This window comes from Chitinophaga oryzae (assembly GCF_012516375.2).
Taxonomy (GTDB): Bacteria; Bacteroidota; Bacteroidia; order Chitinophagales; family Chitinophagaceae; genus Chitinophaga; species Chitinophaga oryzae.
The window spans coordinates 8,068,120-8,092,693 of sequence record NZ_CP051204.2; the positions used below are offsets into that span (position 1 = coordinate 8,068,120).

Genomic DNA, 24,574 nt, shown 5'->3' on the forward strand with positions numbered 1-24,574 from the left:
AACTAACAAAAAGATAGTCATTATGAGAGCTCCAAAAACAATTTCCGCCGCGCTGTTCGCCCTCGCTTTTGGCGCAGTGGCCACCCTGCCAGCTCAAGCTGTATTTGCACAGAACAAACTGGACAGCACTGCTAAAAAAGTAGGGAATAAAACAGCTTCGATCGCAGTGAAAGGCGCCTCCGCCATTACCGACAAAGTCTATAAAGGCAAAGAAGGGCCTAACGGAGAAACGGTATATATCAACAGAAAAGACCAGAAATACATCGTGGATGAAAAAGGCAAAAAAGTGTACCTAAAACCGTCACAGATTCATAATAAGAAAGAGTAGTTTGTAAGTTAAAATTGTGTTCCAAAACCGTCGGGGTCATTTTCCTGACGGTTTTTTTATTTATTTAACACAAACTGCGCATTCCAAATTATCAAGCCGTTATTCATACCGCAACGCCTCTATCGGGTCCAGCTGGGAGGCGGCCTGGGCGGGATAATAACCAAAGAACACACCCGTCAGCGCACACACCATAAAAGAGAGCACAATAGACGATTCAGACACGATGGTAGGCCATCCCAGCGTAAGGGTGATTACCTTGGCAGCCGTTATCCCCAGTATCACACCGATGATCCCGCCGGTAACGCTGATGATAATAGCTTCTACCAGGAACTGCAGCAGGATATCTATTCCCCTGGCGCCGATGGACATTCTCAGTCCTATCTCCCGTGTACGTTCGGTCACCGATACGTACATGATATTCATGATCCCGATACCGCCGATGACGAGGGAAATACCCGCTATGGCCGTGAGCAGCACCGTCAGCAGGCTGCTGGTGGAACTCAGTGTTTTGATTAGCTCTTCCATGGTACGCACCTGGAAATTGTTTTCGTCCGCAGGACGCAGCCGGTGCGTTTCCCTGAGTATGTCGGTAATTTCGTCCGTAGCCTGTGCGGAAGCTCCTTCGCTCACGGCCGAAGCATAAATGCTCTGAAAATAGATGGTGGCCAGGATGCGCTTCTGTACCGTGGTATAGGGCGTTAGAATGATATCGTCCTGGTCCTGCCCGAAAGAGCTCTGTCCCTTGGGCACCAGCGTACCGATCACCTGCAGCGGGATAGAATTGAGGCGAATGACTTTGCCTACCGGGCTTTCCCCGCTGGGAAACAGGTTGTCGATCACGGTTTTACCCAGTACGCATACCTTGGCGGCCGTGGCCACATCGGCGTCGGTGAAACTAACGCCGTCGGCTATATCCAGTTTTCGGATCTCAAAATAGGATGGCGCTACGCCCTGGAGGCTGGTAGGCCAGTTCAGCGCACCGAAGATCGCCTGTCCTTTGGTGGAGGACACCGGCGACACAGCGGCCACATGCTCCGCTCCTTTTTGTATCGCTTTTACGTCCACGATGGTGAGCGACTGAAAGCTCGCTCCCTCAATACGCACGCCGCCTGATACATTACTGGCCGGCAGTATTGTGATCATATTGGAGCCCATAGCGCTCAGCTGCGACTGGATGCTTTCTTTGGACCCCTCTCCTATGGCCACCATGGCAATCACCGCCGCTACGCCGATGATGATACCGAGCATGGTCAGAAAGGCCCGCAGCTTATTGCGCTGCAAAGCCCTTAAAGCAATCCTTATGAGGTTGATGGCGCTCATGTCGTTGAATTAATAATCATCCGCCGGCGGCAGCGCTTCCAGCGCCTCTTTGGCCGAGCGTACATTTTCATTGACGGTATCTTTCACCACTTTGCCATCGCGGAGCATCACTGTCCGGCTGCTGAAAGCGGCGATATCCGGCTCATGGGTCACAAAAACGATGGTTTTGCCATCTTTATTGAGCTCCTGCATGAGCGACATGATTTCGTAAGACGTACGGGTGTCCAGGTTACCGGTGGCCTCATCGGCCAGGATCATTACCGGCTGGTTGACCAGCGCGCGGGCGATGGCCACTCTCTGTTGCTGCCCGCCGGAAAGCTGGCTGGGCGTATGGTCCAGCCGATCGGCCAGTTTTACGGCGGCAAGGGCATTCACTGCCTTTTCCTTTCTCTCCGAAGCCGATAACGCAGGATTGTAAAACAGCGGCAGCTCCACATTTTCCAGCGCGGAAGTGCGGGGCAACAGGTTATAAGCCTGAAATACAAAACCTATCTTCCGGTTGCGCAGCCTTGCCAGCTCATTGCGCGACAGCTGGCTGACATTCACCCCGTCCAGCAGGTATTCGCCGGACGTTGGTTTGTCGAGGCAGCCGAGGAGATTGAGCAACGTGGTTTTACCCGAGCCGCTGCTACCCATAATGGTGACGAACTCGCCGGCATGTACGTCAAACGACACGCCTTTCAGGGCGCGGACCACCTCCGTGCCCATCACAAATTCACGCCTGATTTGCTGTAATTCGAGGATCTTGCCGTTCATCGCCTGCGCCCTCCTCCCATCCTCGGCAGGAACGGGCTTTTGTTACCGGCAGCCGCCACAGGTCCGGTGCTGCCGTTGACGGCTGTCACCACTACATCCTGCGGAGTAAGACCGTGAATGACTTCGATCTGGGTATTATCGTTGAGGCCTGTACGAACATGCTTCTGTAACAGGCTGTCTCCTCTCAGTACCCATACATAGTTGGAAGATCCCACACGCTGTACACTTTTGAACTTGCCGCTCGTGTCTGCAGGCGCTGCAGCACGCTGTCGCCGCCCGATGGCGCTGACGATAACATAATCCTTCAACAGCGCTGAATCCGGCCGGAACTTGAGCGCTTTCACCGGCAGCAACAGTACACTGTCTTTCTCTGCGGTGTAAATGGTCACGTTGGCGGTCATGCCCGGCTTCAGCTTCATGGATTCGTTGGTGGCGTTAATGATGGTGTTATACGTCACTACATTGGAAGATACGGAAGGCTGCAGGCGTATCTCCTGTACTTTACCGGCAAATACATCTTCCAGGTAGGCATCTACGGTAAAGGTTACACGCTGTGAGTCTTTTACATTACCGATGTCCGCTTCGTCCACGCTGGCCTCCACCTGCATCTTGGTAATATCTTTCGCGATAACGAACAAGGTAGGCGTGTTAAAACTGGCGGCTACTGTCTGTCCTACGCTCACGCTCCTGTTGAGCACCACCCCATTGATCGGGGAGATAATATCTGTAAAAGATAGATTTTTGAGGGCCGACGCCAGCTGCGCGTTCACGCTGGCCACCTGTGCTTTTGCCTGTCCCAGCTGATTGTAAGCCACGTCATAATCTGCTTTGGCGATGGCGCCTGTTTTATACAACAGCTCCTGCCGGTGGAAATTATTGTTCTGGTAATCCAGGTTGCTCTGCGCCACCTGAAGGTTGGCCCGGTACTGGTCTACCTGCGCCTGGAACAATACCTTGTCCAGTTCACCCAGTTTCTCTCCTTTCTTCACCTGTGAGTTAAAGTCCACATACAGGTATTTGAGCGTACCGGACACCTGGGCGCCTACCGCTACGGTATCCACCGGCTGTATGGTCCCCGTGGCGGTAACGGTAGTGGCTATATGGCCATAGGCGGGCTTCACCGTATCAAACACCACCGGCTGGCGTTTCTTCCTGAAAAAAAGAAACCAGATGGCCAGCGCCACCAGCAGGATAACCGCCACGATGATAACCTTTTTATATTTTCTCATACGTCAAATGCATTTATAGTTTTACAGGCACGCCCCTGTAAAAATCATATATCCTGATTGTCAGTGCTGCATTGTACTTAGCCTGTATGTAAGACTGGAATGCTTGTATATACAGGTTTTTCTGTTGCAGGAAATCCACCATGTTAGCCACGCCCACCTTCAGCTGCTCGGTAGCGATCCGGTAGCTTTCAGTGGCATAACGCAGTTGCTCTACCGCGGCGTCATATTGCCCCTGTGCATTCTGCACATTGATATACGCCTGCTCTACCGTCTGCGACAGGTTGGTACGTGTATTCTTCAACGTTAGCTCCGACTGGCCTACTTCCAGCTTTGATTTTTCCACGTTGGTTTTATTGAGCCGGCGGGTGAAAATCGGGACGGACAGCGTGAGGCCTATCTGCTGGTAGAAGTTGTTATCCAGTTGTTTGAAAAAGTTGTTGCCCGGATCTTTAAGAGAGGAGCTGCCCAGCGTGCCGCCGGCGCTGAGCGTAGGCAGGAACCCTGCGCGGGCTTTGGCCAGGTCCAGTGAAGATACCTCAACGCCCAGCCGGGCGCTTTTTATTTCGGGTCTGTTGGCGAGGGCGGTGTCCTGCGCTTCCTGCAAGGGTACCACCAGGTGACTGGTGACGAGCGTATCCGGTGAAAAAATGTCGAAGTCGTAAGGGCTGGGCAATTGCAGCAGTTGTTTCAGCGTGAGTTTATTGAGCCGGTGCTGGTTCTCCGCGGTAACGAGGTTGTAGCGGTCGGCCGCCAGCTGCGACTGCAGCGAAGCCAGGTCCTTCAGTGCGATGCTGCCCACATCATAACGTTGTTGCGCCTGTTGCACCTGCGCTGTTGAAGTGGTCACCAGGTCTTTCACATAAACGATATTCTCCCGGGCCAGCAGGATATTGAGGTAAGCCTGCGTGATCTGGATCGTCATATCGTTGATCTGCTGTGCGATGTTCAGATCAGCGACCTGTGTCAGCAGTCCTTTTTGTTTGATGTCGTAGTGGAGATAGCCGCCCTGGTACAGCGTGACATTGGAGTTGACGGAGTAGTTGCCCGACAGGGCGCCTTCATAGGGCATGCTGCCGCTGGCAGTGAGGGTTTTACGGCCGGTCAGGGTCTGGGAGGCCGAGCCGGAAAGATCAGGCCACCGGGCTGCTTTGGATAGCAACAGGTCCTGTTCGCTACTCATCCGGCTTAGCCGCAGGCTGTTCAGCTGGATGTTGTTTTGCATCGCGTAGTTCAGACAATCCTGTAAGCTCCAGATAGCCGGCAGCGATGTTTGTGCGCTATCCTGGGCTTTCAGCGGATTGTTGCCATATATCCAGAGGGACAGACATAACCAAGTAACAAACCGCCGGAGAAATTCCATCGTGTAATCATTGCTGTTATGAAAGATAGCTAATGACAGATACGGAGTTAAATAGTAATCCTAATATAACGAAAAAATTACGAATTACGAATTACGAATTACGAATGGAGGGCTCTCTCATGGAACGGTTATTTAGTAACCTCTCCAAAAGGAAGCCCTCCATTCGTAATTCGTAATTCGTAATTTAAATAGCGCCTTTGAAGGTGGTGTTTACCCGGCCGGTGCCCTGTGGAGGCCCCTGGTGCCAGTCTTCATCATATCTTACAAAGAAGGCCATCCAGATGGTCCTGGACCAGCGCATCAGCACCGGCTGCAGGCTCAGCAACAGTATACCGTTGAATCCCAGCCACCAGTAGATGCTGTTATCATATATAGAGAAGCCCACAAACAGCCACCAGGCGATAAGGCTGGCCACGCAGATGGCTATGGAAAGCGCGTAGCTCACGTAGCCGGTGCCGTAGTAAAACCCTACTTCCACTTCTACCTGCTGACCGCACACCGGGCATTTTTCCGGCATTTTCATACAGTTTTTAAGGTCATAGGGATTTTTGCTGAGGAAGATAGAACCCCTTCTGCAGCGTGCACATTTATTGGTGAATATGCTTTTGAAAATGTTCGGTTTCTCATGATTTTTATCTGCACACATATAATGAAGCTTTTAATGTCAGGAAATATTCTTCCGGAATTCCTCCGGTGTTACTCCTTCATATTTTTTGAAGAATTTCGTGAAGTAGGAATTGTCGGCGAAGCTCAGCTGGTATGCGATGGTGGAGATACTGATATCTGCATTGATCAGCAGCCTTTTGGCTTCCAGCAGCACCCTGTCGCGGATGATCTCCCCAGCCGATTTTCCCAGCATATGCCGGCAGAAAGCGTTGAGATAATTGGGAGTGACGTACAGCAGCGCGGCATATTCCTTCGGCAGCCGCAGCTGCATGTAATGCTGTTCCACCAGTTTGCGGAAATTACGCAGCAGCACATAGTTATGTGGCGGCTCCTGTGGCGCATCGCCATTGCGTGTGACCCGGCTTACTTTCACAAACATCTCCAGCATCAGCAATCGTAACATGTCGTGGCTATAGGCTTCCGTGCCGTCCATTTCCACCAGCATTTTCTCAAACAGCGTTACGATGCCGGGCTGCGCTTCTTCCGGCAGCGTCACTACCCCTTCGGCGCTCACCCCGCTGAAAAAAGGGAAACGTTCCACATAACCGGCATCCTGCAAAAAAGCATTAAAAAAGCCGGCCGCCACATTAACGACATATCCTTCTATCCGTCCTTCAAAAAACCAGCTATGCACCTGCCCGGGGACCATGAAATACAGCTGGCCCGGTTCCACCGGAAAACGCTCGAAATCGATCGTATGGGCCCCCTTGCCACGGGTAAAAAATGCCAGGTGGTAAAAGGAATGCCGGTGAGGAAACCTGATGTCCGGATGCGCCGCCAGGTAATCGGTAAATCTCGCCACCAGAATGTCTTCTGATGCAGGCTTGCCCATCCCCAGCGAACAGATATCATATGTATGGATATGTGCCTTTGACATGATGACACAAAGGTACAGGGCATCACGGGAAATTGATTGTGTTAAATGGGGCTTCAATGGTACTTTTTACCTATTGCATATTTTTCGTCATATAAACGTTTTGGGGAAACGCCGCGGAATTTAAAAAGCCCGGGGCTCACGCCCCGGGCTACGATGTTGTTCAGGCTGTTTTAATGTGCAGCTGAATATGGAAACAGGAGTTTATTAATAATGATCGTTAATGGAAGATCCCTTATAGAGGCTGGCGTTATGATAATGCCGGATCGGGGATCTTCGGTTATTTAACGTATTTCATCAGCCAGCTGTCCATTTCCCACAGCATGTGCAGGATACTTTCCTTAGCGGCGTACCCGTGGCTTTCCTGGGGCAGAAACACCAGGCGGGCGGTGCCGCCGTTGCCTTTGAGGGCGTTGTACAGTCTTTCGCTCTGAATGGGGAAGGTGCCGGAGTTATTGTCCGCTTCGCCATGGATCAGGAGGATCGGCGTCTGCAGTTTGTCCACGTAAGAGAACGGGGACATTTTATAGTACACGTCCGGCGCCTGCCAGTAGGTACGTTGTTCGTTCTGGAAACCAAAGGGTGTCAGCGTACGGTTATAGGCGCCGCTGCGGGCGATACCGGCTTTAAACAGGCTGGTGTGCGACAGCAGGTTGGCCGTCATAAACGCGCCATAGGAGTGTCCTCCCACAGCGATACGGTCTTTATCGCCCACGCCCATGCCGGTGATTTTATCTACCGCCGCTTCGGCGTTCATCACCAGCTGGTCCACAAAGTTGTCATTAGGTTCTTTATCCCCTTCGCCCACGATCGGCATTTCGGTAGCGTCCATCACGGCGAAGCCGCGGGTAACCCAGAAAATAGGGGAACCGTAGGTAACACGGGTGAATTTATACGCGGAGCCTCTTACCTGTGCTGCGTCGCTGGCTGATTTGTACTCACGGGGGTAAGCCCACATCAGTACCGGCAGACGGCCGTCTTTAGCGGGATCGTAGCCTTTGGGCAGGTACAGCATGGCCGTGAGGTCCACGCCGTCTTTCCTTTTGTATTTCAGCAGTTGTTTCTGTACGCCTTCCAGCAAGGGCTGCGGGTGCGGGAAGCTGGTCAGCGCCACAGCGGCTGATTTCTTTTTCAGGTTTTGCAGGTAATAATTCACCGGCGCCGATGCGGATTCGCGGGCAACCACGATCTGCAGTTTCGCAGGGTCAATCACTTCTGCTACCTGTTCGTAGTAGGGGGCCTGTGAACGCCAGAGGATGTGCTGCTTACCGTTTTTCAGGCTGAAGCTGGAGAGGAACGGGCGGTCGCCTTCAGGAGAAGCGCCCGGCGCAATCATCAGCAGTTCATTGGCCGGAGATACGTATAAAACAGACCTGTTATACTGGTTCTTCACCATAACCGGTTCACCGGGGTCGTTGTAACGGTCGTTTTCAGAACGATCGATGACCACCACGGGTTCCTGTCCGGGACGGGATGGATCGATGCGGCTCAGTTTCAAGGTCTGTTTGGTGCTGTTGCCTTCCTGCACTAAAGCCAGCTGGCTGTTGCCCCATATGAGGCCGCCGAAGCGGTCTTTGGTTTTCACCAGTTCCACGGGCGCTGCGGTGAACGGTGCTTCGAGGGTGTTCACCACGTCGCGGAAAGGCACGTCCTTTTTAGGATCGCCGCCATCGAGGGCCTGTACCCAGCAGATGGTGGCGGGAGCGTCGCTGCGCCACTGATAGCCGCGGGGATAGTTGCTTGTAGCGTCGAAACCTTTGGGACGCACTTCATCCAGCGGATTTTTGGCGAGGGATTTCACTACGGCACCCTGAAGGTCCCAGATGCTGATCTCTGCGGGGAAGCGGTAGGCCCCCACGAGATAAGAATAAGGGCGGCTCAGCTGGTGGACCAGTAAGTATTGTTTATCAGGAGACGGTGTGATACCGGTATATACGGCAGGTTTGCCGATAACTTTTTCTCCGCTGGCGCTGATGATCACCGGTTCTGACTGGAAGTAGTAATCGAACAGTTTTTCATCATAGGGATTTTTGAGCATATCCTGGTAGGTAGCGGCGGGAGCGGCTTTACCGGCTGTTTGCTGCACGGTGGGACCTTCCGGCGCCAGTGGTTTTTCCGGTGCGGCGCCGATGGCTGCAGGCACAGAAAGTACCAGGATACGGTCTTCGTCGATCCAGCGGAAAGCACCGCTGAACGTGTCGTTCAGGCGGCGGGAGCTGATTTGTTTCGCTTCACCGGTAGCCACATCCGCTTTCCAGAGGGTGATGCCATTGTTCATGGTAACGGTAAAGGCGAGGCTCTTTTTCAGCGGGGACCAGGTGACGTTGCCGATGCGGGCGTTGGCCGGCAGGCCGGTCACGGCGTATTCCCGTTTACCGTTCATTTCTTTGATACGGATACCGGTTACATAGCTGGCACGGCTGGGGCCAAAGTTGGACGGGTTGATACGGAATCCGGCCAGGCGGTATTCCGGCTGTGACAGTTCTTCGATGGTAGGGAATCCTGTACGTTCCATGATCAGCATCAGGTCTCCCCTGCTGAAGTTAACAGCAGGCGAAGGTGCTGCCATGGCCAGTTCCATAATGCTTTGTGCAGGTGTCTGGTATTTCAGCGCGTCTTGTGCATAGGCACGGAACGTGATGAACACCGACAGTGTCAGTACTAATTTTCTCATACAGCAGTTTGATTCTGAAAAAATGAATCCGGCCAAAATAGTATATTATTCCGATTACCGGAAGTGTGTTATTTGAACGGTAAACAGCCGTCAGCGCTACCGGTGGCCGTTTTCCTGCCTGAAGGTACCGAAGAGGCGGTCCCATATGCTGGTATAGAAGCCGTAGTTGAAATGCTCCTGCCGGTGATGGCCGTGATGAAAGGTGGAGGTGCCGAGGTATTTCAATACCGGCCATTGGCGCATGTTTTCCGGCAGGGGTTCCATCCCGAGATGACCGGTCATACCAAAAACGACGTTAATGGTAAGATAGATCAGTATGCCGTACAGGTTCATGTTGAACGGCAGCAGTACCAGCAGCCACAGCGCGCCGAAGCTGAGCGTTTCCAGCGGATGCAGCACAAACAGGTCGATAGGTACCGGATCGGTGGCTTCATGATGCAGGCGGTGCAACAGCCGGTACAGGAAGGTTTGATGGATCAGGTAATGAAAGAGGTACATGAGCAGGTCCATCACGAGGAACAGCGCCAGCGCGTCTGTAAGCACCCGCCATGACAGGGTTTCATGAATACGGATATATCCGTGTTTCCACAGCTGGTAACCGGCTATAGTGACCAGTGTGTTGAGCAGGAAGGTCACTATACAAAGTCTCCACTGATGAGAGGTATAGCGGAACATTTCTCTCCGTGGCCGTTGCAGCAGGCGGTTGCCCCAGGCGAGTACGCCCAGGACGATGAGCGCATTTTCTATCAGAAAAAAAAGCCACAGTTGCCAGTCAGGCGTATCATTTAGAAATTTTGTCATTTGGGTATTTTATCATTTGGGTATTTTGCCATTCCTGTTACGTCCGTTTTTCAAAATTCGAAAATCAAAAAATCCGAACATCTGTAAATCCAATAACCAAATAATAAAATTACCAAATAACCAAATGATTCATTATCTTTGCAAACATCTGATGATATGATGAATACAGGAGCTGCACCATTAAAACGTCAAAATCTCGCGGAAGAAGTAGCCGACAGGCTGCAGGAACTGATCTTCAGCGGTAAGTATACAACCGGGCAACGGCTGCCGACGGAACCTGAGCTGATGCAACAATTCGGCGTGGGCCGCTCGAGTATACGGGAGGCGGTGAAGATACTGGCCAACAAGGGCCTGGTAAAGGTGCAGCAGGGACTTGGCACCTTTGTGATATCACAGATTGGCAGCGGGGAGCCGCTGGGCCAGCGGCTGCAACGGGCAGATTTTGAAGAGCTGAACGAAGTGAGGCTGTTGCTGGAGGTAAAGATTGCGGAAAGAGCTGCCATCCACCGTAATAACAAGGACATAGAAAAGATGAAAGGATTTCTCAAGAAACGTTTCACCTATGCTACGGCCAATGAGCTGGAGCCTTGTATTCAGGCGGATATCAACTTCCATACGGCGATTGCCGAAGCTTCCAAAAACGAAATCATGCTGGACCTTTACAGAACGGTGGCCACCCACCTGAAAACGTCCTTCGTGTCCCGTTATCACAATACGGATTCGTTTGTGGAATCACAGTCGCTGCACGACGCCTTGCTGCAAAGTATTGTAGACAAGGATTCCAAAAAAGCATTGCTCTGGGCTACTAAAATCAGTACACAAAGCAAGTAGCCCGGCGGCTTGCCGCGCTTCGCCCGCACCTTGTAATTTTTTTATTTTAAAACATCAGATGATCTGATCTTCAAACAAGAAACCATGACAACTTTTACACAGGAGGCACCCAAAACAGCCTCTGAACAGGTTGCCCAGCAGACGGTATTTCCGATACTGATTGCGCTTAGCTTCACGCATCTGCTGAACGACACGTTACAATCGCTGATTCCGGCCATTTATCCGTTGGTACGAAACACCCTGAAGCTGAATTTCACCCAGATCGGCCTGATTACGCTGACGTTTCAGATGTCGGCCTCTATCCTGCAACCGCTGGTAGGTTTGTACACGGATAAAAAGCCGCAGCCTTTTTCACTGGCGGTGGGCATGGCCTTTACCCTGCTGGGGCTGATCAGCCTGTCCCTGGCCCATTCATTGCCGATGGTACTGGTGTCTGTGGCGCTGGTAGGCATTGGCTCTTCCGTATTTCACCCCGAAGCTTCCCGGCTGGCGCATATGGCCTCCGGTGGCAAGCACGGTATGGCGCAGTCATTGTTCCAGGTAGGCGGCAACGCCGGCAGTTCCCTGGGGCCCTTGCTGGCAGCGCTGATCATTGTGCCTTTCGGACAGTTCCATGTGATCTGGTTCTCTTTGCTGGCGCTGCTGGCTATTTTTGTGATGATCTACATCGGCAACTGGTATAAAGGCAACACGCACCGGATAAAACCGAAGAAAGCAGTACAGCATCTGCAGCAGCCAAGCCTGCCCCGCGCCCGCGTGATCATATCGCTCGGTATCCTGCTGATGCTGATATTCTCGAAATATTTTTACATGGCCAGTATGACCAACTACTATACCTTTTACCTGATAGACCGTTTCGGCGTATCTATCCAGAGTTCACAGGTATACCTGTTCATCTTCCTGTTTTCCGTGGCTGCCGGCACATTCTTCGGAGGCCCTGTGGGCGACCGTATCGGCCGTAAGTACGTCATCTGGATATCCATCCTGGGCGCAGCGCCTTTCGCTTTGCTGCTGCCCTATGCAAATCTGTTCTGGACTGCCGTATTGAGTGTATTCATCGGCGTTATTCTCTCCTCCGCCTTCTCTGCGATCCTGGTGTATGCACAGGAACTGGTGCCTGGCAAAGTGGGTATGATTGCCGGTCTCTTTTTCGGCCTGGCGTTCGGTATGGCCGGTGTGGCCTCCGCATTGCTGGGTAAGCTGGCCGATGCTACCAGTATCGGGTACGTATACCAGGTTTGCTCTTTCCTCCCGTTGATTGGTCTCCTTACCGGATTCCTGCCCAACCTGGAGAAAAAAGAAAAGCGATAACTTTGATTTTCGATTTTTTGATTTTTTGATTTTCGATTTTGGGAATTATAAAATCTCGAAATCGAAAATCAAAAAATCAAAAATTTACTTAGCATGTGGAAAGGTATTCTGCTGGTGCTCCTGGGCGCCTGCAGCTTTGGAATTTTATCGACGATTGTTAAGCTGGGTTACCAGGAGGGCTTTACCCTGGGGGAGCTGTGCAGCGTGCAGGCCGGTTTTGGCATGCTGGCATTATGGGGCCTTCACTTTTTATCCGGCCGTGCCACCCGGGGGCTGAAAAACAAAGAGGCGCGGACCTGCTTTATACTGGGTAGTTCTACCGGCCTGGTGAGCATCACCTATTATCAAAGTGTACAATATATCCCGGCCAGTATTGCCATTATACTGCTGATGCAATTTACCTGGATGAGCATGCTGGCGGAATGGCTGATCTATAAAAAGCGGCCCACCGCTATCCAATGGGCGGCCGTTGCATTTATCCTGGCAGGAACGCTGCTGGCCGGCGGGCTGTTCAACGGCAACGGTTTTCACCTCGACTGGCGCGGCATCGGCTTTGGCATGCTGGCGGCGCTCTTTTACACCACTTTCATCGTTGTCAGCGGCCGGGTGGGCCATTCCCTGACACCGGTGCTGAAAAGCGCCTGGATCGTTACCGGCGCGTTTATCATCATCACCCTGCTGTTCCCGCCCACCTATCTGTGGAACGGCCGGTTTACCACCCCTCCTCTTTGGGTGTGGGGCCTTCCGCTGGCCCTTTTCGGGACGGTATTACCCCCCTTCCTGTTCTCTAAGGGCATGCCGCAGACGGGCGTGGCGCTCGGCGCCATTCTCAGCGCCGCAGAACTGCCCGTAGCAACGATAGCAGCCACCGTGCTGCTGCACGAGGTCATCACCCCGCTACAGATAACGGGCATCTTTGTCATCCTGGCGGCCATTGTGGCGGCCAACCTGAAAAAACCGACAGCGGCGCCTGCTAAAAGCGAACTATTAAACCCATAAGGTGTTTTTTTTATTTATCTTTGCCCCCGCTATTAGAAACAAGTGACTTACGAACAGTTTTTTCATGAAAGCATTTAACTTTTTTATTCTATATCGTTTCCCGGTCGGGATCGTGTTATTGGTAGCCGGTATTGTCCTCGGGTTAACGATAGGCTGGTGGGAAGCGACCATTGTGCTGTTGCTCGCCGTTATCTGTATTGTAACACACCTCCTGTTCGGCCCCATGCGGCTGGTACAGGAAGCCGTGGAAGCCGGTGATATAGAGCGCGCCACTGCCCTCATGAACAAAGTGAAGTTCCCTAAACTGCTGTATAAACCGATCCGTTCTGTATACTACTTCATGCAAAGTAACATGGCTATGTACAGCAACGACCTCGACAAAGCAGAAGCCACCATCCGCCAGAGCATCCAGTCCGGCAGCCCGATGAAAGAATACGAAGGCATGCAGTACTTCCAGCTGGGCACCATCGCCTACCAGAAGAACGACCTGAAAACGGCTGACCAGAACCTGAAAAAAGCCGTGCGCATGGGTTTACCTGACAAGGAAAACACCGCCGCCGCCCTGCTCACACTGGCATCTATCGCTATGAGCCGCCGTGACTTCAAATCTGCCAAAGAATACTTCCGCAGAGCCAAAGCACAGAAGCCTACTACCGCCCAGATCGTTAGCCAGATCAAGGAAATGGACAAGTACATCTCCAGGATGCCTGGATAATATAATTACGGATTACGAATTACGAATGGAGGGCTCCCTTTTGGAAAGGTTATTAAATAACCGTTCTATGAGGGAGCCCTCCATTCGTAATTCGTAATCCGTAATTCGTAATTGGATTCGTAATTTCGCCCCCTATGAACTTAAAACTTTACACACTTCCCCTCCTCTTCTCTTTACCCTTTTCCGCTACAGCACAGGATTCTGTGCCGCGGATCAGCCAGTTGAACGAGGTATCTGTCACCGCCACTAAAGGCCCCCAGAAAGCCGGTGAAACCGGAAAGGTAGTCACCATTCTTTCTCATGAATACCTGGAAAAAAACAGCGGCAAAACCATCGCCGCCCTTCTTGCCGAACAAGCAGGCATCACGATCAACGGCGCCCAGAACAACCGGGGCACCGTACCGGAAGTATATATGCGGGGTGCCTCCAACGGTAACGCCCTGATACTGGTAGACGGTCTGCCGGTAAGCGACGCCTCCCAGATTTCCAACTCCTTCGACCTCAATTTCATTACTCCCGAACTGGTGGAGAGAATTGAGATCCTGCGCGGCAGCCAATCTACCCTCTACGGCTCCAATGCCGTAGCTGGCGTGATCAATATCATCACCCGGAAAAAAAGCGATAAAAAATCCGGCTTGTCCGCCAATACCAGCTATGGCAGCTACAACAGCTTCCTCGATAATGTCAGCGCCTATGGCAGCGCCGGTAAGTTCTCGTACCTGCTGGGCTATAAATACGAAACTTCCAACGGCCTGTCCGACGCCTACGATTCCACCGGTAAAGCCGGTTTTGACAAGGACGGCTTCCGGCAGCACAGCGTATTCGCCAAACTGGGCCTGCAGGCCACTTCCCGCTGGCGGCTGCAGTACCTGTTCAACTACAGCGACTATCATCACGATCTCGACGAGGGCGCCTTTATCGACGACCGCGACTATACCGGCAAATCCAATAACCTGCTCAATGGCTTCAGCAGCGAATACCAGTTCAAAAACGGCAGCTGGCATATATTGTACAGCTACCAGCGTACCAAACGCCATATCGTCAACGATTCGGGTTATGTGGCTCCTACCGGTTACAGCGTGTTCGACCTGTCTGACTTCACCTCCAACATACACCAGGCAGAGAGTTATGTGAACTGGAACGCCTCCCGTATTATACGGCTGGTGGCCGGCGGCGCTTTCAGCGCGGCTAATATGGACCAGTTGAACCAGCGGCTGGGCCAGCCCGCTCCGTGGGACCCCAATCCGAAAATGGAGTACACCCGGCTGGCAGACGACAGCGCCCATGCCCGCCAGATCAGCGCCTATGCGTCCGTACTGCTCCATAATCTCGGCGGATTCAATATGGAAGCCGGTGGCCGTTTCAATCATCATAATATCTACGGTAATAATGGCACCTTCACCTTCAACCCGTCTTACCTGATCAGGGATAACCATAAGGTGTTCGTAAACCTCTCTTCCGGGTATAAAATCCCTTCCCTGTACCAGTTGTATACCGCGATATATGGCAACAAAGACCTGAAGCCGGAGTCTACCGTCAGCTACGAGGCCGGTTATCAGGCTTCCGTGGCCAACCGGGCGCTGGATTTCCGGGTGACCGGCTTTGCCCGTCATACCAAAGACCTGATCCTCTTCACCAGCCATTATGTAAATGCCGACAAACAGTGGGCTTACGGCGCAGAAGTGGAGGCCGACTGGCACATTACCCGCCAGCTGGACCTGAACGTCAATTACGTTTATACCGACGGCCGGTTACATACCACGCAGAACGGCAAGGATACCTCCTGGTATAACCTGTACAGGATTCCCAAACACGCCGTGAATGCCACGCTGGGCTACCAGGTAACCCCTGCGTTGTACGCCAGCGCAGCCTTCCGGTACACCGGCGAACGTTACCAGGGAACAACGCCTATGGGAGATTATTACACCGTAGACCTCTATGGTGAGTATAAATTTGGTAACTTGCTGAAAATTTATGCCGGGTTCCGAAATATTACCAATTATCAGTATTTTGATATCCTTGGCTATAATTCCCGCCGGTTTAACTGTAATGCCGGCGTTGTTTTGAATTTGTAAACATTAAATCCAACATAATGTCTTTAAAGAATCTTAATCCCCGGTTTGGCATTCTGCTGCTGTTTATGCTCGTAGCAGGTATAATACGAGTAGTGTTGGGAGCAGACCAGTCTACGCTCCAACCGATCGCCATGTTTACGCCGGTAGGTGCTATGGCACTGTTTGGCGGCGCTTCTTTCTCCGAAAAATGGAAATCCTATGCTTTCCCGCTGCTGACGTTATTCCTCAGTGATGTGATCCTGATGCAGGTATTCCATCGTGAATATGCACAGGGACTGCTCTACAAAGGCTGGGCTGCCAACTATATCAGCTTCGTGTTTATCGTGCTGATTGGCCAGCTGGTGATCCGTAAAATGAGCGTGGGCCGTATTGCTGTTGCAGCCGTAGCAGGCGCGCTGGTACACTTCCTGATTTCCAACTTCGGCGTATGGGTAAGCGGTTCTACCGATATTACCACCGGTTTGCCTTTCACCAGAGACATGGCAGGCCTGACCAAATGTTATATACTGGCTATTCCTTTCATGAAGTATTTCCTGGTAGGCACACTGGTATACAGCGCTATTTTCTTCGGCGGCTATGCCCTCGTACAACGCAAACTGCGTCTGGCTCACTAAGATATTTCCTCACTTTTTGATTTAGAGATTTAATTATTGTTACAGAGCACCGGTTATTTGATAAGAATAGCCTGCTCTGTGGCAGTAGCTAAATCTCTAAATATTTAGATCCAACAAACAATCGTACCATGCGAAGATTTACATGCCGTTTGCAACAGCTCTTTCTACTGGCAGCAGCTGCGTTGCTGACTTTTTCCGCCTGTCAGAAAGATAACGTGGCAGAAGTGGTTATTCCTGTTATCAGCAACCCCGGACTTAAAGATGGTAAAGACACCATTGCCGTTGGCGAAACCCGCGTACTGCGTCCACAGCTCGTCAACGCCAAAGAGCCGACATTCCTCTGGCTGGTTAACGGAGTAACTGCCGGCACCGACTCCATCTATACCTTTACGCCTACCGCTGCCGGTGATTATACTATCTCCTTTAAAGTAAGCGCAGGCAACAGTCTCAACTCCTACTTCTACCGTATCAAGGTAACCGACAAGTATGACAATGGTTTTTTCCTTGTGAATGAAGGCTGGTTTGGACATGACAAGGCCGATGTGAATTTTTACCGTTACGGTGAAGACAGCCTGCACCGCAACATCTTCCAGCGGGAGAACCCCGGCAAAACACTGGGCAACACCGCAGGTTATGGTACTGTTTTCAACAACCGGATCTACCTGGTGTCCAAAGACGCCCCGCTGGTGATAGCCGATGTGCATTCCATGAAAGAGCTGGGCCGTACCGCTCAGCCACCGGCTATGGCCAATGCTTTCTGCCCTGTTAACAACAGCACCGGCCTGCTCTCTACTACCGACGGGGTTTATCCCGTAGACCTCGGGTCTTTCGCCATAGGCGCCAAAATTGCCGGTATCGACGGGCAGGTGGGCGGTATGCTGACAGCCGGCAATTATGTGTTTGTGATGTCCCAGTCGGCTGGTATCGTGGTGCTCAACGCCTCCAACTTCAGCATTGTGTCCACGCTGGTAAAAGCAGACGTAGGCCTGGCGCGCACGCCGGATGGTACGGTATGGGCAGGCGCAGGCCAGAACCTGTACGCCATCAACCCTACCTCGCTGGCCGTAAATACCATCACGCTGCCCTTCCCGCTGTATGGCGCATGGGGTGCATGGAATGCAACGATGATCACCGCTTCCACCATTGAGAATGCCGTATTCATAGCCAAAACCAATGACTGGGGCATCAACGGTAAACAGATCTTCAAATACTTGCCGGGCAACGCTGCCTCCCTGCAGACGCCTTTCATTACCTTACCGGCCGACAGAGAGCTGTATGGCGCCGGTTTCCGGTATAACCCGGCCAACAACACGCTGGTGGCCACCGGCGTGGAACCCGGCTACGGTACTCACTTTGAAAAGAACACGCTCTTCATCTATAACGCGTCTACCGGCGCTGTTGTAAAGAGCATTCCGTATACCGGTTATTTCTTCCCGGCTATACCCGTTTTCAATTAGAAATTACGAATTACGAATTACGAATTGAGGGCCTCCTTACAGAGCGGTTATTTAATAACCTTTCAAAAAGAGGCCCTCAATTCGTAATTCGTAATTCGTAATTCGTAACTTATCTATATGATCACACTCGTTACAGGTGGCGCCCGGTCTGGTAAAAGCCGGTATGCACAAGACCAGGCGCTGGCAGCCGGCGAGCTGCCGGTATATGTGGCCACCGCCAAAATATGGGACGAGGATTTTGCCGCCCGTATCCGGCGCCACCAGGCAGAGCGCGGCGCTTCGTGGACCAACTACGAAGAAACATTGTATGTAAGCCGGTTGCCGCTGGCAGGGCGCACCGTAGTGATAGACTGTGTCACCTTATGGCTTACGAATTTTTTTACGCTTCACGATTACGATATTGACAAAGCGCTGGCATCCCTGCAGGCGGAGATAGACGCGCTGCGGGAACTGCCGGGCCACTTCATTATTGTCACCAATGAAATAGGCATGGGCGTCCATGCTGAAACAGCCGTTGGCCGTAAGTTTACCGATCTTCAGGGCTGGGCCAACCAATACATCGCACGTATAGCCGACACTGTCGTACTAATGGTTTCCGGCATTCCGGTTGTAATAAAGAAAAGAGACTGATAAAAAACTACATGATGCAGATAGCCGTCTCCCCGTTGTCCGAAGAACTGAAAGCAGCATTACAGGACAAGATTGATCAGAAGACAAAACCGCCCGGCTCCCTGGGCAGGCTGGAACAGCTGGCATTACAGGCCGGTATGATACAAAACAGCCTTACCCCGGAATTGCGGCACCCTCACCTGCTGGTATTTGCCGGCGACCATGGTATTGCCGCCGAAGGGCTGGTGAACCCCTTCCCGCAGGCCGTTACCGCGCAGATGGTGTACAATTTCCTGCAGGGCGGCGCCGCCATAAATGTGTTTTGCCGGCAGCACCGGTTGCAGCTGACAGTGGTGGATGCAGGCGTCAATCATGAGTTTCCCGCACATCCGTTGCTGCATGACCGTAAGATTGCCTGTGGTACCAACAACTACCTGCATGGTCCTGCCATGTCGCCGGACCAGTGCCGGCTGGCGATGGCCGCCGGCGCCGAGGAAGTGAAGCTGGCGCATGCCGCCGGTTGCAATATCATTGGCTTCGGAGAGATGGGAATCGGCAATACCTCGTCCGCCGCGCTGCTGATGAGTCATTTTACCGGTATCTCCATCGCCGATTGCGTTGGTACCGGTACCGGCAGTAATATGCAGCAGCTGGCGCAGAAGAAGGCCGTGTTGCAGCAGGTGATGGCGCATCATGTGAAACCGCACACTCCCGAGCTGGCGCTGGCCACCTATGGCGGCTTTGAAATAGCCATGATCACCGGCGCTATTCTGCAGGCCGCGGCCCTGAAGATGATGGTGGTGATCGACGGGTTTATTGTATCGTCTGCACTGCTGGCCGCCGTGGCCATGCAGCCTGCCGTAAAAGACTACTGTGTGTTCGCGCATTGCTCGGAAGAAAAAGGCCACAAGGCCATGTTGCAGTTTTTAGGCGTACAGCCGTTGCTGCAGCTGGATATGCGCCTCGGCGAAGGTACCGGCGCGGCCATGGCTATTCCTGTTATCCAAAGCGCTGTGCTCTTCCTGCAGGAAATGGCCAGCTTTAACAGCGCCCAGGTATCAAACCGTACCATATGAAAAAACAGTGGCAGCTTTTGCTAACCGCTATCATGTTCTATACCCGTATACCCGTTACCGTTAATGCGTACAGTCCGGACATGCTCAACAAGGCCACCCGTTACCTGCCGCTGATAGGCTGGATCACCGGGGGCTTTATGCTGGTGGTGTTGTATGCATTCGGTGATATCGCTCCCCGCCTGGTGACCGTATTATTGTCCCTTATTATCAGCATCTGGGTCACCGGCGCTTTTCATGAAGACGGCTTTGCCGATATGTGCGATGGCTTTGGCGGCGGCTGGACCAAAGAAAAGATACTGGAAATCATGAAAGACAGCCGCATCGGCACTTATGGCATGCTGGGCCTGTTGCTGCTGATGACCACCAAATACATCTGCCTCATACCGCTGACGCTCAACAAAGTGATGCTGGCGGTGATCGTTGCGCAGCCGCTGAGCCGTTTTGTAGCTGTCAGCATTATCTACACGCACCAGTATGTCAGGGAGAACGAAGACAGCAAGGCTAAGCCGGTATCCAAAAGTATTATGCTGCCAGACCTCCTGCTGGCCGGCGCTTTCGGGCTAGCGCCCCTGCTGGCAGTGATTGCCTTTACCCGTAATTATGCGCTGCTGCTGATCCTGCCGGCACTTGTACTGGTACGCTGGTACATGGCCCGGCTAATGAACAAATGGATTGGCGGTTACACCGGTGACTGCCTCGGGGCGGTACAGCAGGTTGCTGAAACAGTCATATATTTGTGCTTTTGCATTCTCGCATGGAAATTTACCTCATAAGACATACGACGCCGGCTATTGAGAGCGGCATCTGTTACGGATTTTCAGATATCGGTGTAGCCGATACCTTTGAAACGGAAGCTGCCGCTATAAAAGCCAAACTGCCTGCCGGCACGTTCGATATATACAGCAGCCCTTTACAACGCTGTCAAAAGCTCGCTACCACGCTCTTTGGTGAAAACATCCATACGGATGAACGACTGAAAGAAATGAATTTCGGCGCCTGGGAAATGCTGTCCTGGGAGGCCATCGGCAAAGAAGAACTGCAAACCTGGGCGGATGATTTTGTTCAGGCCAGGGTACCCCAGGGCGAAAGCTATGAGGAACTTTATACCCGCAGCATGGCTTTTATGGCAGAGATCATCGAAAAAGGGAATAACGCGGTGCTCGTTACCCATGGCGGTGTCATCCGGTCTATCCTGGCCCATGCCACTAATACGCCCCTCGTAGATTCCTTCGACCTGAAAGTGCAGTATGGGAGAATTTCGCAACTACAAGTAGAGAACGGAGATATAAAAGTTATTTTTTATAATTCGTAATATGTTGTCTTAGTGATAATTATATTAAAATTCTCAAATATCTCGGCAAAAGTCGAAAAAACTCTTATTTCGTGCTAACTTTATGTCCGGAATCGCCGTATATTAAAAGCACACAATAAAAAACAGTTTATAATGGCAACATCACTTTTGAATATTCCGTTTTTGTTCCTGCAGGAAATCGGTATCAAAGAATTACTGCTGATTGCGCTGGTAGTTCTCCTCTTGTTTGGTGGTAAAAAGATACCTGAGTTAATGCGTGGTTTGGGTAGTGGCATACGCGAGTTCAAAGATGCCAAAGATGAACCCAAAAAAGAATCCAAAGGCGCTTCTGAAGCTCCCAAGGCCTAATATATTTAGGGATTTTCTGATTTACGATTTTTTGATTTCGTAAATTGATAAAGCGAAGACCAATACTCACCAGGTTGGTCTTCGCTTTTTTTAATGGCAGAAATCAAAAATCGTAAATCAGAAAATCCCCAAATTGTTATTGGTTCACTATTCCTAATTTCAGGCTGTCGCCATTATACTTTTTTTTGAAATACCAGGAAGACACTACCATCATCACTATCCCCGTGACAGAAACGCCCAGTACGGCATCTCCAAAAAACTGGCTCCAGGACAACGGCATATGACTGGCGTTTTTGAACAACATCACACCCACACTTCCCAGGTACCCGAACGAATCGGCCACATACATGATAAAGCCTACATTACTGGCGTATTTAAAAACAGCTATCAGTCGCTCGAAGAAAATACAGTTGAAAGGGATATACCCCATGTACAGGCCCAGCCCCGTCAGCGTCATCCACCACACAGGGTCCAGCCGGTGCTGCCGAAACAGCAGCGTGCTCACCAGCGCGATGAGGAACCCGGAAATCACGATCACATGGTTCAGCATAAATGCCTGGTAGTTGTTCTTCACAAAAACCAGCATGCCCATAATGGCGATAATGGCAATAGATACGGGTATTTCCGTGCGGGTGAAGATGCCTGTGTCTGTACCGTAGCCCAGGTCTTTCCAGATATCCGCGGCAAAATTGTCCCGCATATCGCGCAGCACGGTCAGTAAAACATAACTACCGATCAATAGCACCAACCCTGGCAGGAATGTCTGCAGGAAACGTTTCCGCTCCTGCTTGTTCATCGGCACCCTTTTCGTGCGCATCTTTACATCTTCCGCACCCGGCGGCGGTATCTGCTCCAACAGCAGGATAAACACCATAATAGGCACTAAAAACAACAGTCCCGTTACAAACGGCATCCAGAATTCCGATACATGCCAGGACAGGACGGTCATCTTCCCGGCAGATTTTACGAAACCGGAAGAAAAAATAAAACTGATGGATAACACCGCCCCCATAAACTCTGTGCTGCGCCTGCCTTCCAGGTAACTAAACACCAGTCCCCAGATCATCCCCAGCGGGAAGCCATTGATAAAAAGGAAGAGGATGTTATACGGCGCCGGTACCAACGCAAAGCCCAGCAATGACGCCCAGGAGATCAGGATCAGCATCATGATATACTGCGCCCGGTTGCTGCCCTTCATTTCCGCGATAAACCGGATACCGTAGAATTTACTGCAGGCGTAGCCTATGGTTTGACTGATCACCAGCCAGATCTTATAGTCTATCCCCAGGAAGGAAAGTCCTTCAAATATTCCTGCCGTAAACGGTTTGCGGAAGGCATACATGCAGGAATAGGTCCCAAAGGCCACCAATGCGGCATACAAAGACAAAACAATATTCGGCGCACGCTCCAGCCGCTTTTGTATCCAGGGAATCGTCAGCATTTCCATTCAAGTATTTGGGCCAAAGGTGCTTATCCAATGTAAACTAATTGTTAAGCAATACTGAACTAATTGTTAAGTATTACTAAATTAATTACGAATTACGAATTGAGGGCCTCCTCACAAGAGCGGTTATTTAATAACCTTTCTAAAAGGAAGCCCTCAATTCGTAATTCGTTAATTCGTAATTATTTCACCAGCCACATCACGGCGTTAATATCATCTGTGGTTCCGCCGAACTGGCTTTTCAGCGCAGTGGTCCAGTTAATGGTATTGGCCGCCCTTTCTGTATCCGGATACTTGAAACGTTTGGGGATCACGCCGCTGTTGCCGGTACCCGCGCCGGTCAGGAACACAGGTACCCCGGTACGGCGCCAGTTGAAATAAGCCTCCCATCCGGAGTTTTCGAAGAACGCGAGGTATTTCTGTGTCAGGATCTGTGTTAAGCCCTGCGCATTGTTGCCCTGATACTTCACCGCAGCCTGCTGGTAATAGTTATTTTCAAAACTGAACGGAATGTCATAACGGGTACCTTTATACGTTTTGCTGACAGTGCCCGCCACTTCTGTAGGGATACCATAGAAGCCCAGCGAAGCTTTGATGCCTTTTTTATACCATGCTTCCGCATCTCCGGTGATCCAGCCGCGGTTGATAGCTTCCGCCATATTGAAGCACAGCTCGGGGAAGCCGACGATCACACCAGGTTCGGCCGCATAGCTGTTATAGTAACGGCTTCTGCTGCGCAGCGAATAAGCGGCGGTATCCACGTTAGACATTTTGGAAGACATATCTTCCTGGCTCTCCCCGGAAGAAGCGCCCACATAAGCCGTGATGTCCGAAGGCAGCTTGTGCAGTTCATTGATCTGTTTGGTGGCCGGTTCCGCTGTAATGTAAGCCCTTGGGTCTTTCAGCGCGACCAGTGTATTGAGGTAGGTGGCCGACATATTATAACGGGTAGCGTCGAAACCGAGGTTATCGGGGTTGGATGGATATTTATTGATATTATTATAGATGAACTGCATGTTGTGGTCCATCGATTCCATCAGTGGATACCTGGCAGGGTTACTAACAATATCCTTAAACTGCTGCGCGATGTTAAGATCTGACTCGCCTGTTTTTTTACTCAGCGCTATCAGTACCCGCAGCCGGAAGGTATTCACTGCGCGCTGCCATTTTGTAAGATCGTTGCCATAGTAAAAATCGCCTTTCAGCACCTGCCCTTCTGCGGTATTGGACTTATCCGGATTGGCGATCTGTGCGCCCAGCTGGGTATTTGCTTCCTCCAGCCACTGCAGGACCTGTACAAACACTACTTTCTGTGCGTCGTAGGCGGGCGCGATATTGTCTTTACCCTGCAATGCCGTTTTCAGGGGCACATCTCCCACGAGGCTGGACAGCCGGTAGTAAAAGAAGGCACGGGCGAATTTACCCAGCGCGCTATAGGGATTCACATCCTTACCGCCGAGACGGATGGCTTCTGCTTCCATCTGCTGTACGTTGGTCAGGGAGAAATAACTGGCGAAGTCGGCGCCGTTCCAGTCGTAACGCTGGTCGCCGTAATAGTTATAGTTACAGCAGTCAAACTGGTTCCAGCGCATCACCACGCTCCAGGGCTTATCTGCGTTCATATCTCCCAGGATACCTCCCAGCACCAGGCTTGGCGGCACTTTTGCGGGTTTATTGGTATTGACGGAATAGTCTTCAAACTTTTTGTTGCAGCTGCTGAGGGCGATACCGGCCAGCGCAGCAAAAGCAACTATTTTCAGTGATTTCATACAATG

General features: G+C 51.6%; 23 protein-coding genes. 13 read left to right on the plus strand and 10 right to left on the minus strand.

Annotated features, from left to right (window positions below):
* The first annotated feature begins 22 nt into the window (after positions 1–22).
* The gene (locus HF324_RS31990) at positions 23–328 is read left to right on the plus strand and encodes a hypothetical protein (protein WP_168807747.1); all 306 of its coding nucleotides are present in this window, start codon (positions 23–25) and stop codon (positions 326–328) included.
* 99 nt (positions 329–427) lie between these two features.
* On the opposite strand, the gene HF324_RS31995 is transcribed toward HF324_RS31990, so the two are convergent.
* From HF324_RS31995 to HF324_RS32030, 8 genes are all read right to left on the minus strand, one after another.
* Complete coding sequence (locus tag HF324_RS31995; protein ID WP_168861633.1) at positions 428–1,648, minus strand: ABC transporter permease; 1,221 nt, start codon at positions 1,646–1,648, stop codon at positions 428–430.
* A gap of 9 nt (positions 1,649–1,657) precedes the next feature.
* Positions 1,658–2,404 (minus strand): ABC transporter ATP-binding protein, encoded by a 747-nt coding sequence (locus tag HF324_RS32000; protein ID WP_281354956.1) that lies wholly within the window; start codon positions 2,402–2,404, stop codon positions 1,658–1,660.
* Positions 2,401–3,633, minus strand: a complete 1,233-nt coding sequence (locus HF324_RS32005) for an efflux RND transporter periplasmic adaptor subunit (protein WP_168807751.1) — start codon at positions 3,631–3,633, stop codon at positions 2,401–2,403. The genes HF324_RS32000 and HF324_RS32005 overlap by 4 nt, the downstream gene beginning before the upstream one ends.
* Before the next feature lie 13 nt (positions 3,634–3,646).
* On the minus strand, positions 3,647–4,993 hold the full coding sequence (locus HF324_RS32010; protein WP_168861634.1) for a TolC family protein: 1,347 nt from the start codon (positions 4,991–4,993) through the stop codon (positions 3,647–3,649).
* 184 nt (positions 4,994–5,177) lie between these two features.
* On the minus strand, positions 5,178–5,510 hold the full coding sequence (locus HF324_RS32015) for a hypothetical protein (protein ID WP_309475642.1): 333 nt from the start codon (positions 5,508–5,510) through the stop codon (positions 5,178–5,180).
* A gap of 147 nt (positions 5,511–5,657) precedes the next feature.
* Positions 5,658–6,536: a helix-turn-helix transcriptional regulator gene (locus HF324_RS32020; protein ID WP_168861635.1), complete on the minus strand. Its 879-nt coding sequence runs from the start codon at positions 6,534–6,536 to the stop codon at positions 5,658–5,660.
* A 277-nt stretch (positions 6,537–6,813) separates the two neighbouring features.
* On the minus strand, positions 6,814–9,207 hold the full coding sequence (locus tag HF324_RS32025; RefSeq protein ID WP_168861636.1) for an alpha/beta hydrolase family protein: 2,394 nt from the start codon (positions 9,205–9,207) through the stop codon (positions 6,814–6,816).
* A 96-nt stretch (positions 9,208–9,303) separates the two neighbouring features.
* A complete protein-coding gene (locus HF324_RS32030; RefSeq protein WP_168807760.1) occupies positions 9,304–10,008 on the minus strand; it encodes a sterol desaturase family protein in 705 nt (234 codons plus the stop codon).
* Between the two features lie 156 nt (positions 10,009–10,164).
* Here HF324_RS32030 and HF324_RS32035 point away from each other — a divergent pair, with 156 nt between their 5' ends.
* The 12 genes from HF324_RS32035 (at position 10,165) to HF324_RS32090 (ending at position 21,355) form a co-directional block, all read left to right on the plus strand.
* Positions 10,165–10,839, plus strand: a complete 675-nt coding sequence (locus HF324_RS32035) for a FadR/GntR family transcriptional regulator (protein ID WP_168807762.1) — start codon at positions 10,165–10,167, stop codon at positions 10,837–10,839.
* 84 nt (positions 10,840–10,923) lie between these two features.
* Positions 10,924–12,150, plus strand: coding sequence for an MFS transporter (locus HF324_RS32040; RefSeq protein WP_168807764.1), 1,227 nt, complete (start codon positions 10,924–10,926; stop codon positions 12,148–12,150).
* Positions 12,151–12,243: 93 nt separating this feature from the next.
* Positions 12,244–13,149, plus strand: coding sequence for an EamA family transporter (locus HF324_RS32045; RefSeq protein ID WP_168861637.1), 906 nt, complete (start codon positions 12,244–12,246; stop codon positions 13,147–13,149).
* 64 nt (positions 13,150–13,213) lie between these two features.
* Positions 13,214–13,864: a tetratricopeptide repeat protein gene (locus HF324_RS32050; protein WP_168807768.1), complete on the plus strand. Its 651-nt coding sequence runs from the start codon at positions 13,214–13,216 to the stop codon at positions 13,862–13,864.
* Between the two features lie 134 nt (positions 13,865–13,998).
* Positions 13,999–15,939: a TonB-dependent receptor plug domain-containing protein gene (locus tag HF324_RS32055; RefSeq protein ID WP_168861638.1), complete on the plus strand. Its 1,941-nt coding sequence runs from the start codon at positions 13,999–14,001 to the stop codon at positions 15,937–15,939.
* 17 nt (positions 15,940–15,956) lie between these two features.
* Positions 15,957–16,553: a DUF6580 family putative transport protein gene (locus HF324_RS32060; RefSeq protein WP_078670037.1), complete on the plus strand. Its 597-nt coding sequence runs from the start codon at positions 15,957–15,959 to the stop codon at positions 16,551–16,553.
* 128 nt (positions 16,554–16,681) lie between these two features.
* The gene (locus tag HF324_RS32065) at positions 16,682–18,010 is read left to right on the plus strand and encodes a DUF5074 domain-containing protein (RefSeq protein WP_168807772.1); all 1,329 of its coding nucleotides are present in this window, start codon (positions 16,682–16,684) and stop codon (positions 18,008–18,010) included.
* 117 nt (positions 18,011–18,127) lie between these two features.
* Positions 18,128–18,640, plus strand: coding sequence for a bifunctional adenosylcobinamide kinase/adenosylcobinamide-phosphate guanylyltransferase (locus HF324_RS32070; RefSeq protein ID WP_192023216.1), 513 nt, complete (start codon positions 18,128–18,130; stop codon positions 18,638–18,640).
* Between the two features lie 11 nt (positions 18,641–18,651).
* Positions 18,652–19,695: a nicotinate-nucleotide--dimethylbenzimidazole phosphoribosyltransferase gene (gene cobT / locus HF324_RS32075; protein WP_168807774.1), complete on the plus strand. Its 1,044-nt coding sequence runs from the start codon at positions 18,652–18,654 to the stop codon at positions 19,693–19,695.
* On the plus strand, positions 19,692–20,468 hold the full coding sequence (locus HF324_RS32080) for an adenosylcobinamide-GDP ribazoletransferase (RefSeq protein ID WP_168807776.1): 777 nt from the start codon (positions 19,692–19,694) through the stop codon (positions 20,466–20,468). Before cobT ends, HF324_RS32080 begins: the two co-directional genes overlap by 4 nt.
* A complete protein-coding gene (gene cobC / locus HF324_RS32085) occupies positions 20,450–21,007 on the plus strand; it encodes an alpha-ribazole phosphatase (protein WP_168861639.1) in 558 nt (185 codons plus the stop codon). The genes HF324_RS32080 and cobC overlap by 19 nt, the downstream gene beginning before the upstream one ends.
* Before the next feature lie 132 nt (positions 21,008–21,139).
* Entirely contained in the window at positions 21,140–21,355 is a 216-nt protein-coding gene (locus tag HF324_RS32090) for a Sec-independent protein translocase subunit TatA/TatB (RefSeq protein ID WP_078670031.1), read from the plus strand.
* A gap of 136 nt (positions 21,356–21,491) precedes the next feature.
* Here the strand turns inward: HF324_RS32090 and HF324_RS32095 are convergent, their stop codons facing one another.
* Both HF324_RS32095 and HF324_RS32100 read right to left on the minus strand, forming a co-directional pair.
* The gene (locus HF324_RS32095; RefSeq protein ID WP_168807780.1) at positions 21,492–22,796 is read right to left on the minus strand and encodes a DUF5690 family protein; all 1,305 of its coding nucleotides are present in this window, start codon (positions 22,794–22,796) and stop codon (positions 21,492–21,494) included.
* 185 nt (positions 22,797–22,981) lie between these two features.
* Positions 22,982–24,568: a SusD/RagB family nutrient-binding outer membrane lipoprotein gene (locus HF324_RS32100; RefSeq protein WP_168861640.1), complete on the minus strand. Its 1,587-nt coding sequence runs from the start codon at positions 24,566–24,568 to the stop codon at positions 22,982–22,984.
* Between the last annotated feature and the right edge of the window lie 6 nt (positions 24,569–24,574).